The organism is Paenibacillus xylanilyticus (genome assembly GCF_009664365.1).
In the GTDB taxonomy this organism is placed as follows: domain Bacteria; phylum Bacillota; class Bacilli; order Paenibacillales; family Paenibacillaceae; genus Paenibacillus; species Paenibacillus xylanilyticus_A.
Genome location: NZ_CP044310.1, coordinates 2,383,491 through 2,395,103, shown reverse-complemented (window position 1 = coordinate 2,395,103; position 11,613 = coordinate 2,383,491). Strand labels below are relative to the sequence as shown.

Sequence of the window (11,613 nt, the reverse complement as noted above, 5' to 3'; positions counted from 1 at the left end):
TGAATAACGACGCTCGTATCCCCTATTATTAAGCAAGACGTTTCTGCTCGGTGAAGCAGTAATGACATTAAACGACCCATTTGAACAAAATCCCCAGTCAGGTATTGTACATACACAACCTTGTTATTGAAAGGAGTGCACGCTGATGAAAGCTGTAGGTGTAATTGTTGAATATAATCCGCTGCATAACGGACATGTCTATCACTTAAATGAAGCCAGACGGCTAAGCGGTGCAGATGCCCTTGTGGCCGTCATGAGCGGCCCTTTTCTCCAGCGGGGGGAACCCGCCATTGTGGGCAAAAGGGCTCGTACGGAGATGGCGCTGCACGCAGGCGCCGATCTGGTGATTGAGCTGCCGGTTGCCTATGCGGTACAACCGGCGGAATGGTTTGCCTTCGGTGCGGTCTCGCTGCTGCACCGCACCGGGGTCGTGGACTCGCTCTGCTTCGGCAGCGAGTCCGGCGACCTGGACAGCCTGCAGCGCATTGCGCGCGTGCTGGCTGTGGAGCCCGCAGGGCTGCGCGAGAACATCGCGCGCCGCCTGCGGGAAGGCGCCAGCTACCCCGCCGCGTACGCAGGCGCTGCGGCAGCGCTGGCGCCCGGCGGCGTGAGCGAAGTTGCCGCCGCCGCACTGCTCGGGCAGCCCAACAATTCGCTTGGGCTGCACTACCTGATCGCGCTGGAACGACTCGGCAGCGCGATCCAGCCCTTGACGACGGCACGCACCGGTGCCGCGTATCATGAGGCGACGCCCGGACCGGGGGCGATCGCCAGTGCAACAGCCGTCCGCCGCCTGCTGATGGCGGACGGGCCCCAAGCCGCCGCGCCGTACGTGCCGGCGGCAACACTTGCCATTCTGCAGCGCGAATGGCAAGCAGGACGCGCTCCCGTGCACTGGGAGCGCTTCGCCCAGCCGCTGCTGCACACCGCGGCGACCCGCCGTGCCTCCGAGCTGGCAAATGTCGCCGAAGTCACGGAAGGATTGGAGCACAGGCTGCTCCGCACACTGGCCCAGCTTCCGGAGCCAACGGTCGAATCGCTGCTGGATGCACTCAAAACCAAGCGGTACACGCGCACCAAGCTGCAGCGAATGTTGACCCATATTCTGTTGAATCATGCCAAGGCTGAATTTACCCCGGACAAGCTTGCGGAAGGCCCTGGTTATCTTCGTGTCCTTGGATTCAATTCACGGGGACAAAGTCTCTTGAAACAGATGAAAACGGCCTCGTCCCTGCCTGTTGTGCTGAAACCGTCTGCCTTTACTCACAATCAGCTGGAGCTTGATGTGCAGGCACAAGCAGCATATGCCCTCTCTTATGAGCAGACGGACACACGAACCATGTACAGCGACTATTATGAGCCGCCAGTTCGTTGCTAAATATTGTATTGTAAATAAATTGTTCATAAATGTTCTTATCAAAAAATCCCCTATGCCGTGTCGTTTATTCAAACGATCGCATAGGGGATTTCAATTGGTCTGCTCATTCTTTCCTTGATAACGCGCTTGCTTCTAATCACATTATCCATATCAAGCTTTTATGATTTGGCGGATAGTGTTTTTAGATAAGCGAGGGCATCATCTACCGTATTCACAGGAACCAGCTTCATTTTAGTGCCAATCTGTTCGGCTTTGGCTTCAGCTTCCTGATAATTCTGTTTTGGAACGAAGAAAATCTCCGCTTCTTTTCGATCCGCAGCAACGATTTTATGCACCACACCACCAATGGGACCGACTACGCCTTCTTTGGTGATCGTGCCCGTGCCCGCAATTCGGTGACCTTGGGTAAGATCCCCGGGAGTAAGCTGATTATAAATTTCCAGGGTAAACATCAATCCGGCGGAAGGACCGCCAACCTGAGTATCCGTAAACGTAATTTGTTTATTCGAATCTTCGGGTTTTACTTTCTGTACGGTTCCAATCATTACACCCAACCCAGGCCGGGTAGCACCCGTTTTGCTGTCTTTTACTTCAATCAGCTTCACATCACGGCTAATCGTCTCGCCTTCGCGTTCCAATTGCATTTCTACCGTATCTCCCACTTTTTTATCCTTCAACTGGGCCGATAATACGGTGTTATCCGGTGTAGCTGTGCCATTCACGCCGAGGATAATGTCGCCAGGAGCAATATCTCCTTGGGGTTTCGGATCCTCCGATAAACCAAACACGAAGATATGTTCAGGAACGATGGAATACTTAACCCCCGCCTGCTCGTAAGCCGCTTCCATGGCGGAAGATTGGGAATCGCTCATGAACCATACCTGTTCGGCAGAGTACTCTGCTTCCGTTTTTCCTTGCAGGCGGTCTTCCTTTTTGTCAATCTGCATATTTCGGTTAAACAAGGACGTACCCAGCAAAAACACATTGGCATACGTTGCCGACACCGTCGTCATCATGAATACACCACGTTCTTCCTGGTCCCCATCCTTAACCGTAACCATTGGTTTTACTTCATCCGCGCTGCCAGGCATATAGATGATGTATGGCGTTGGCATATACACTGCAACATAGACAACCAGAGCCACCACGATCACAAAGATCGAAGCTCTGAAGCCGCCAGATTTTCGAATCCGATTCATCGCATGAGCCCCCGTTCTTTGCGTTTCTTCTATAATTATAAGTCTAACATCCTCAATCTCACGCATACAATGGTACAGGCCGGATAGGCCGCAGTATGCTGTCGCTTGTCCGGTCAAGGCCGAAGCGTCCCCTGGACGTCATTCGGCCGTCCAATCCGATTACTGCAGCCGAATGAATCGGCGCTATTTCATATGAGGTGAAACGATGACAATGCAGACCGAGGTTACAGGATCCAACCCGATCAGGTCGGTACTACTTAGTACCGGCGCTTTGTTACTGGTCGTCGCTGTAGTTGTATCTCCAAAAGATGCCTTCGATGCCTCCATTCAAGGATTGGACATCTGGTGGAAAATTATCTTCCCGGCAATGCTCCCATTTTTGATGCTGTCGCAAATGCTCACTGCATTTGGTTTTACAGACGCTCTCGGCGTCTTGCTGGGACCCCTGATGCAGCGTTGGTTTCGCCTCCCCGGCGAAGCTGGACTAGCCCTTGCCGTCGGCATGTGCGGAGGATTTCCTGCTGGGGCGGACACAGCGTCCCGTTTGGTTCGGGATCAGCAAATAACCGGCAAACAGGCCATTATTCTGGTCGCTGCAGCTCATTTCACCAATCCGATGATGATCATTTTGGTCATAGGTGCCGCTTTTCTTCACCAGCCTGCTGCCGGATACTTTCTGCTTATAATTCATTGGCTCAGTGGATGGATTGCTGCAATCATTGCCATTCGTTTCAATCGCAGTCATCACAAACAGTCCACTACAGTCAGTCCCCCCAAGCGAAGCCAGCACCAAGGGCTTTGGTTTCAAATGATGAACGCAGCCCGTGAAGCCCAGGCCCGAGATGGCCGCGGGTTCGGCAAACTGCTGGGTGACACCGTGTCTCATGCGGTTCAGACGCTAATGATGACTGGTGGTTACATCATCGGTTTTGCCGTGTTCATACGACTTCTGGGCCTATACATCACACCCGGCAGTTCGGCTGCCCTCTGGCCTTCTGTATTGGAAGTGCATTTGGGCACATACCATTTAAGTCAAACGCCATGGGCTCCCTTGCTTACAATTCCCCTGATTGCTGCGGTTCTTGGTTGGGGTGGACTGTGCTCCCATTTACAAGTCTCCGCTGTGATGAAATCCGCCGGAATGGCAGGCAAAAGCATGATCTATTTTGCTGCTGTACGTTTCCTTCATGCATTGACTGCCTTTTCATTAAGTGTTTTCCTCTGGATACCCTTCAGCCGCTATAGTGCAGAGGTATGGGCTCCGTTCTGGCCTTCTGCAGTCGCTGATGAGACAACTCTGCTGCCGCTGCAATCCCAGCTTGAAGGCAGCACCGCTGCGGCAGAGATTTTATGGAGCAGCTTCCCGGCAGTCTGTATCGGACTTGCGATCATTCTTGCCGTTATGATCAGCCTGTCGGGCTTGACCCACTGGTTTAACCGCCGTTTTTCTCGCTGATTTTCCGGCGTAGTGCCGTTTCCACTTCCGGGGACACCAGATCGGTTACATCTCCATGGTAATGAGCAATTTCCTTGACGATACTGGAGCTCAAATACGAATATTTCGGATTGGTCATCATAAAGATGGTTTCCGCATCCGGGTTCAGCTTGCTGTTGGTCGAAGCAAGCTGCAGCTCATATTCGAAATCAGTCACGGAGCGTATACCACGAACGATGACCTGAGCTTCCTTTTGCCGAACATAATTGGCTGTCAGATCACGGAAGCTATCCACTTCCACATTAGACAGATGGCCTGTAACTTCTGTAATGAGCGCTTTACGCTCTTCCACCGTGAACAGTGGATTTTTGCTCATATTATTCAGTACAGCCACGATGACGCGGTCAAATTGCTTGGACGCCCTGGCGATAATGTCCAGATGGCCCATCGTTACAGGATCAAAACTCCCGGGATATACGGCAATCCGTTCCTGCCTGTGTATCATTTCAGTCATGAGGAGCCTCCTCTTCTGCTATGCTGTTTTCTCCATCATTCGATGCCTCAGGTGCATAATTATAGATGGACACAGCTGTCTCCCCATACACAGCCTTGCGCGTTTGTTCAAACGGGCCGAATTGCTCAGGGTAACTATATTTGGATTCATATTCAAGCACGATCGTCGCTTCCGGTTTAAGCAGTTCAAGTTCATGCATCGTAAGCATCAGCTCATCCCCGTTTTTCATCCGGTAAGGCGGATCGAGAAACACCAGATCAAAGCGTGTCGTTCGCTTGGCAAGTGCTTTTAACGCACGACCTGCATCATTACGGTATATAGCTGCCTGATCCTCCAGCTTGGTTGCCTTCAGATTGGCGCGGATCACTTCAATACTTTTGGATTCCAAATCAACAAAAACAGCCTTGTCCATGCCGCGGCTCAGCGCCTCAATTCCGAGACCACCACTACCCGCAAACAAATCCAATGCTGTACCGCCCTCAAAATAAGGGCCAATCATGCTAAACAGCGCTTCCTTCACCTTGTCGGTGGTCGGACGTGTTCCATTGCCAGGAACAGCCTTCAGCGGTCTGCCTTTCGCACTCCCGGATACCACTCTCACTGATGAGTCACCTTTTCTCTCTATGTAAGTTTATTGATACAGCTATCGTACCACATAAAGACCTTATTTGAAAAAAAGAACTCCAATCCAACTATATTTAGATCATTGCATTAGTAAAGTAGTTATAAAACAGCTATGTAGACATACTTCCTTTACCACGAGCTATTTCGTGTTGATGGATCATATAAATATCAATGCATGAATCCTGCTCAAGTTGAGTATGGGGAACTCATTAACACTTGATCTAATTAAACTTGGGCCTTAAAAAGGCCCGGGTTTATAGATCCTCTCACAAATCTTTTCAAAGAAACTTATAAATCCTTAAACTCTAAACTTAATTCATCATCATTAGAACGATATGCTGTAAATTGCATTTTAGATAAATTCCCCTAATAAGATTTATAAATTTATCTCACTATGATTTTAGCCTAAATATATATTTTCCCGCTGCAAAACTAAAGTTGTCTATTATTGAAGAGAATGACTATAATTCTTGATCATTCATGTCTTTTTTTTATTTTCTAATTGAGAAACTCTCTTTTTAAGTCTCGAAAATCTACGAAATATAGAGTATAAACCAAATAAAAATATTAACAAACCAAAAGAAAGAATTATAAATTCAGGCCAATAAAACCAGCTCATGTTCATCTCCTCCTTAGTAGCGAAAGTAATACTTAAACCGTGGATCGCTCAGTAAATTATATAAAAAAACGTGAATGTCAACATTCACGTTTTTAATAACTGACAATTTACCAAGGCTTTACAGTGCTAATTGTTACACTATTTGCTTCAGTATTTGCTGAATTAAATATTTGTCCTACCGGAGCAGCATTTCCATATGCTAAAACACCTGAGAATGGCGTAGTTCTATCCATGGTACATTCTCTAGTTTGGGTACATGAGTTAGTTTGTGTGAAACCTACTATTTTACCAATAAGGCCATCACTTCCAACAACGCCGTATCCAGAAAAGGTTACACTATTCGTTATTTTAGGTCTTATTTTCATATCCCTATCGTAGGTGGTCATTTGGGTTCGAAGCGAATGATTTATTGTGCCTTTGGACATTTGGAAAAAACCTTGAATCCCACCATTAATGAAACTATTACTCTTATATCCTTCGAATAATGATGTTTCCGCTGCCATTGTTTGGATACTATTATTTTTTTCTTGATTTAATCTAATAGGAGCGTACTCCTTAATAAAATTCGCATCTTCTTCACTCAATACATCTCCAACTTCATACTTATTGTCGATATTTTGAAGTTCTACAAAGATATCCTGTTCTGACAATTGTCCAACACTACTTAATAAACTTGAGTCATTCGAATCATGTAATGGAGTTGCTAAGACTGAATTAGAGGCTACAAGTAGCATTGACGCAGCTCCAATGGAAGCAATAAGTTTTTTCATTTCTTTTTCCCTCCGTTAAGTTATTATTAAACCTCAAATTAATTTAACAAGAAACTATAGAACCAAATCGTTCTCTTATAATTATACGTTTGAATCAAACCACTTGGTTTCTCTATAGAACTTATCGAATTAACTTATTAAACAATAACTATATTCGGAGTAAAAGTATATAAAATATTACTATTTTGGTTATAAAGTCCTTAAAAACAATAATTTCACCCACAAAAATCGACAAAATAATCTATTCTCTGTCATTCTCATTAAGAACAATCAGATGATCAAAATGACTTTTTGAGAAAAGATTAATATTGCCCATATTAATTGATGTTATAGCATTCCCCTTTACTAATTAACATAAATTCCAGTATTATCTTTCGCCAATCTACCTTCATATCTTGAAAAAAAATATCTATACAAGCATTTGATTGGACGACCACGTAGAATACGACAGACTTGTCCGTTCAGTATCCGACAATACGTCGAAAGACATTTTTTTTAATTTAACATGTATAAAAAGGAAACATTTCGGCCATTCTATAATTATCGACATCACAAGTGTCGTAGACAACCGCGGAGAAGACTTACGTTTCCCCATAAGCTCTTCGTCCGGTTTCTCCTCTCCCATGAAAAATAGGCCCTCGAAAGAGGGCCTGTTTTTATTTACTTTTCTAATATGTATGGAAACTGGAAACCATTCATTACGACTGTATGCCTTCTTCAATAAGCTGTTACATCTTCTTCCACATATATTTCAGGCTCCAGCCAACCGATTTCTTTGAGCCAAACTTCCATGTCATTCAGAAACGCTGCATGATCCAAATTCGCTATTTTGTATTTCTTTATCTTCTCACTCAAAAAAGCATAAAAGGAATGACTTAAATCAAACCGTTGTCTTCTTTTACTGAACTTTTTGTAAAGGTCCTCGTTAACCGTCATGTCAAAATAAAGCACCTGCTCCTTTTTGGCATATCTGACCGAAGACTTTCGTTCATATTCTTCCGGCAGGCAGCGAAAAACAAAAAACAGCTCGATATCACATGCCGGATACTTCATTTCAGCCTGTTCGAAAACAGGCTGTAATTCGTCAGATAGGGAGGCGACGTATGTTAACCCGGACGTATCGGATGTTTTGCCCATTTTCACAGTAACCTACCTCCTTGATTTTTTGATTATTCATGGTTCTCCATCTCCCGGTATTTCCGATTGGAACGCCGCAAGTTAACCATGGAGACCAGCAGAAGAACTACCGGTATGAACAGATTCCAATTCTGCTTAACAATCATCACAATACCGAAGAACGCTATCCCCAGCCAAACCAGAATTTCAATAGACTCAGCCTTGGTTAGCGTAAGCTTAAACGCTTTTTTGGAGATGAGACGAACGAGGTAATACACAAGCACAGCATAGAACACACCCATACCTAGGATTGCGACTAGAGCCATTAGCATTTCCATGAACATGCCCCTCTCACCTCCAAATTGGTTTATCTTAAGTTCCTTTATTTTCCATATATGAAAATGTGTGTCTCAAGTTAGACTCCAAGATATTTTTTCGTTTCCATGTTATTTCTCTTCTGTAATAACCGTTGCGTTGTAGATCACAACACGTTTTCCATTCAGATCAAATAACACTTTATTGCCATATTCCGTATCCTGCACATCGATTTTCCCTTCGTAGGTCTGTATCAGCTCACCGGAGTCACTGTACACCTTAACGACCCGCTCCAGACCCCCGGAGTTGTTGGATCTCATCGTTTTCAGCGCCCGCTCACCCGAAGCCGTATTGAAATACCAGATAAAACACCCCACAAAGATGCCGAGTACAGCCAGTACGGTAACCCATACACCTGCTTTTGCCTTTCTGCTCATAATGAAGCCCCTCCCTTTGTTCCATGTTCCCGTATAGTACGAAGTAGCTTCGATAGCGGTTTCACCAAATGTAGTTCCCTACTTTCTTCCCACAAAAAAAAACAGAGGCCTCCGTTACACGGAGACCCCTGTTCTACATTTATTAAGGATATGACTTTTACAGTGAACGAATGACAAATTCAAATTCCAGTTTGCCGTCCGAGGCAATGCGATATTCCGGATGAACCGGCGCACCCCAGCTATCATCACCGCCAACACCCATCTGTTTGCCTGCTACAGTAACCACTGTATAATGCACTGGCGGCAGCTCGTATACATGCTGCGCGTTTTCCAGTTCGAATGCCGTATACGGCGATACGTTCAGCTCAACTGGAGCTGCAGAAGCCTCAATTTTGAAGCCGCGTCCTGCATCATCCGTCAGTTTCGCCCAGCGTACTCCTGTGCGGTTGCCCGATTCCTGTGGTACCAGGTATGGCGCAACCGTATCCGCCACTTTGCTGCCATGAATGCCCAAGCGAGCACCAAATGCACGATCCGCATAGTTTTCTTCCGGACCCATGGCCAGCCATTCCACGTTGCCATATTCCGGCGAAGTTTTGAAAGACAAGGCATGAATCGGAAGGTCAGGCAAGCCTGCCGTTCCTTTGTAGGCGTTATGAACATGCACGCTTCCATCAGCACGTACAGTATAAGCCACTTTTACCTGTACATCTGCAGAAATGTTGAGCTTGTACGTGAACTCAATGCGATATTGATCCGGTTTCTGTTCTGCCTTCCACTCCACACATCTTGGCAGCAGACTAGCGGCATACCACGCACCCAGTTCGAAGCCCATGGCAGTCCCTTTATCATTATCCGTCGTTGCCCGCCAGAACAATGGTGCAGGAGGCTGAGCAATCGTCTCACGACCGGACAGTTTGAGGGATACCAACGTTCCGAAGGCTTTGGAGAACAATACGTGTGTTTGTCCTACACGGACACCAATATTCACATCCCCTTCAACCACCTGAATATCACTTGTCAGATTCAGATCCTCTGCAGCGGTTGCAGCAGAATCTTGTGTGAAGATAAACTGGCCAAATGCAACTTCGTCTCCTTTATCCGCCCAGAGGGTAGCCTCTTTGAGAACAAACGCAGTATTAACTGCATATTCTCCACCAGCCAGAGTATCTGCATCCAGCGGAAGACTTACTGTTTTCTCGCTTTGTGCTGGTACATTGACTTCCAACGTTCCGCGCAGCACTTCATGTCCTTCACGTTCCAGGCTGTACACCAGTTCCAATGCTGATGTATCTGCGAACAGGTTGCCGTTTACGATTTTGACCCCTTCACGATCCGGGAACAGCTTGATATTTTGATAAAGGTACTTCACTTCCTGCATTTTGGCCGTTACTTTGCGATCCGCATGCACGATGCCGTTCCCACAGAACGAGTAGTCCGAAGGACGATCGCCAAAATCTCCACCGTATGCGAGGTATTCCTTGCCGTAACGATCTTTCTTGTAAATGGATTGATCAATGTAATCCCAGATGAATCCACCCTGATACATCGGGTATTTGTCTTCCAATTCCGTATATTTGTGCATGCCACCGATGGAGTTACCCATGGCGTGCATGTACTCACAGCTGATGTAAGGCTTGGTCGGATTCGCATTCAGGAATTCCTCAATGTCTGCTGGTTTGGCATACATGCGGCTCTCCATATCACTTGTCTCATCGAAACGGCGATCATGGAAAACTCCCTCATAATGCACCAGACGCGTTGGGTCAGCTGATTTGAAGTATTGGGACACTTTATAGATAACTTCACCACCATGTGACTCGTTACCACAGGACCAGATCAGAATGGACGGGTGGTTTTTGTCACGCTCCACCATGGATACAGCCCGGTCCATGACAATGTCGTGCCACTCTGGTTTGTCTCCAGGAATGACCCAGGAAGGCTCAACGGCACCAAGCTTTTGCCAGGAACCATGTGTCTCCAGGTTCATCTCATCAATAACATACAATCCATATTCATCACACAGTTCATACCACAGGCTTTGATTCGGATAATGTGATGTACGAACCGCATTCATATTGTTCTGTTTAATGGTACGCACATCCCAGAGCATGTCCTCTTTGGTAATGGCACGGCCACGGCGCGGGTTGAACTCGTGACGGTTAACGCCTTTGAATACAATGCGTTTACCGTTGATATGCATCACTTTATCGATCATTTCAAATTTGCGGAACCCAACGGACTGGGGAACCACTTCAACCAGCTGACCTGCAGCATCATATACACGGATGTATAAACGATACAAATACGGTATTTCCGCACTCCACAGGTTTACCTTGCCGAACTCTTCCCGAAGACTAACCAGACCATTCGTAACTTCCACACCACCAAATGTTCTCAAGATGTTCCCTTCAGCATCACGCAGCTCAGCTTCAACTCGTGCTCCCGCAGCAGCTTGACCTTCCAGCTTCAGATCGAGGTTCAGCGTGCCGTTGGTATAAGATGGGTCCAGATCCGTTACCACACGCAGATCCCGGATATGTGCTGCTGGTACTGTATAGAGATATACATCTCTGAAAATGCCGGAGAAGCGCCAGAAATCCTGGTCTTCCAGCCAGCTGCCCGTGCTGCGTTGATATACTTCCACAGCCAGTTTGTTCTCTCCATCCTGAAGGAACGGTGTCAGATCGAAGTCCGATGGAGTGAAGCTATCTTCACCGTATCCCACGAACTGTCCATTAAGCCACACATAGAATGCGGATTCCACTCCCTGAAAGGAAATGAATACCGGATTGTTCTGCCATCCTGATGGCAGGTGGAACGTCCGAATGTAGCTTCCAACTGCATTTTTGTCCTGTGGCAGTGCTGGCGGACGCAGTTCGTTCAGTCCATCCCAAGGGTATTGTGTATTTACATATTGAATTTGGCCATATCCTTGAAGCTGAATGTGACCAGGCACTTCGATGTCATCCCAGCCTTCACTGGAGTAATCCGATTGATAGAACAGCTCCGGCCGACAATCCGGACGAATGGCATAATTGAATTTCCAGGTTCCGTTCAGGTCATAACGCATTTTCATGGTTCCTGCAACCTGAGCTTCCTCCATAGTGCTGTAATAACGATGATCCGAGTAAGCGTTTAGACGGTTGACCTCAAAAACGCTTACATTTCCCAGCCAGTTGATATCTGCTTGTGTTGCTTTCATC

General features: G+C 46.7%; 10 protein-coding genes. 2 read left to right on the top strand and 8 right to left on the bottom strand.

Annotated features, from left to right (window positions below):
• Positions 1 to 145: 145 nt before the first annotated feature.
• On the top strand, positions 146 to 1,378 hold the full coding sequence (locus F4V51_RS10800; RefSeq protein ID WP_153977968.1) for a nucleotidyltransferase: 1,233 nt from the start codon (positions 146 to 148) through the stop codon (positions 1,376 to 1,378).
• A gap of 158 nt (positions 1,379 to 1,536) precedes the next feature.
• Here F4V51_RS10800 and F4V51_RS10795 read toward each other — a convergent pair whose 3' ends face one another.
• Positions 1,537 to 2,577, bottom strand: a complete 1,041-nt coding sequence (locus F4V51_RS10795; protein ID WP_095358723.1) for a SepM family pheromone-processing serine protease — start codon at positions 2,575 to 2,577, stop codon at positions 1,537 to 1,539.
• A gap of 205 nt (positions 2,578 to 2,782) precedes the next feature.
• Between F4V51_RS10795 and F4V51_RS10790 the strand changes: the two genes are divergently transcribed.
• Positions 2,783 to 4,033, top strand: a complete 1,251-nt coding sequence (locus tag F4V51_RS10790) for a nucleoside recognition domain-containing protein (RefSeq protein ID WP_153977967.1) — start codon at positions 2,783 to 2,785, stop codon at positions 4,031 to 4,033.
• On the opposite strand, the gene coaD is transcribed toward F4V51_RS10790, so the two are convergent.
• The 7 genes from coaD to F4V51_RS10755 all read right to left on the bottom strand — a co-directional run bounded on the left by coaD (position 4,011) and on the right by F4V51_RS10755 (position 11,612).
• Complete coding sequence (coaD, locus tag F4V51_RS10785; protein WP_095358817.1) at positions 4,011 to 4,517, bottom strand: pantetheine-phosphate adenylyltransferase; 507 nt, start codon at positions 4,515 to 4,517, stop codon at positions 4,011 to 4,013. The genes F4V51_RS10790 and coaD overlap by 23 nt on opposite strands.
• Position 4,518: 1 nt before the next feature.
• Positions 4,519 to 5,127 (bottom strand): 16S rRNA (guanine(966)-N(2))-methyltransferase RsmD, encoded by a 609-nt coding sequence (rsmD, locus tag F4V51_RS10780; protein WP_153977966.1) that lies wholly within the window; start codon positions 5,125 to 5,127, stop codon positions 4,519 to 4,521.
• Between the two features lie 749 nt (positions 5,128 to 5,876).
• Positions 5,877 to 6,539 (bottom strand): hypothetical protein, encoded by a 663-nt coding sequence (locus tag F4V51_RS10775; protein WP_153977965.1) that lies wholly within the window; start codon positions 6,537 to 6,539, stop codon positions 5,877 to 5,879.
• A 717-nt stretch (positions 6,540 to 7,256) separates the two neighbouring features.
• The gene (locus F4V51_RS10770) at positions 7,257 to 7,682 is read right to left on the bottom strand and encodes an Imm44 family immunity protein (RefSeq protein ID WP_153977964.1); all 426 of its coding nucleotides are present in this window, start codon (positions 7,680 to 7,682) and stop codon (positions 7,257 to 7,259) included.
• Positions 7,683 to 7,708: 26 nt separating this feature from the next.
• Positions 7,709 to 7,999: a hypothetical protein gene (locus tag F4V51_RS10765; protein WP_153977963.1), complete on the bottom strand. Its 291-nt coding sequence runs from the start codon at positions 7,997 to 7,999 to the stop codon at positions 7,709 to 7,711.
• Positions 8,000 to 8,101: 102 nt separating this feature from the next.
• Complete coding sequence (locus F4V51_RS10760) at positions 8,102 to 8,407, bottom strand: hypothetical protein (protein WP_153977962.1); 306 nt, start codon at positions 8,405 to 8,407, stop codon at positions 8,102 to 8,104.
• 157 nt (positions 8,408 to 8,564) lie between these two features.
• A complete protein-coding gene (locus tag F4V51_RS10755; protein ID WP_153977961.1) occupies positions 8,565 to 11,612 on the bottom strand; it encodes a beta-galactosidase, LacZ type in 3,048 nt (1,015 codons plus the stop codon).
• Position 11,613: the final 1 nt, after the last annotated feature.

Coding starts and splice junctions, on each gene's coding strand:
- F4V51_RS10790 (WP_153977967.1), top strand. CDS start 2,783: ATGACAATGCAGACCGAGGTTACAGGATCCAACCCGATCAGGTCGGTA.
- F4V51_RS10760 (WP_153977962.1), bottom strand. CDS start 8,407: ATGAGCAGAAAGGCAAAAGCAGGTGTATGGGTTACCGTACTGGCTGTA.
- F4V51_RS10800 (WP_153977968.1), top strand. CDS start 146: ATGAAAGCTGTAGGTGTAATTGTTGAATATAATCCGCTGCATAACGGA.
- coaD (WP_095358817.1), bottom strand. CDS start 4,517: ATGATACACAGGCAGGAACGGATTGCCGTATATCCCGGGAGTTTTGAT.
- F4V51_RS10755 (WP_153977961.1), bottom strand. CDS start 11,612: ATGAAAGCAACACAAGCAGATATCAACTGGCTGGGAAATGTAAGCGTT.
- F4V51_RS10795 (WP_095358723.1), bottom strand. CDS start 2,577: ATGAATCGGATTCGAAAATCTGGCGGCTTCAGAGCTTCGATCTTTGTG.
- F4V51_RS10775 (WP_153977965.1), bottom strand. CDS start 6,539: ATGAAAAAACTTATTGCTTCCATTGGAGCTGCGTCAATGCTACTTGTA.
- F4V51_RS10765 (WP_153977963.1), bottom strand. CDS start 7,999: ATGTTCATGGAAATGCTAATGGCTCTAGTCGCAATCCTAGGTATGGGT.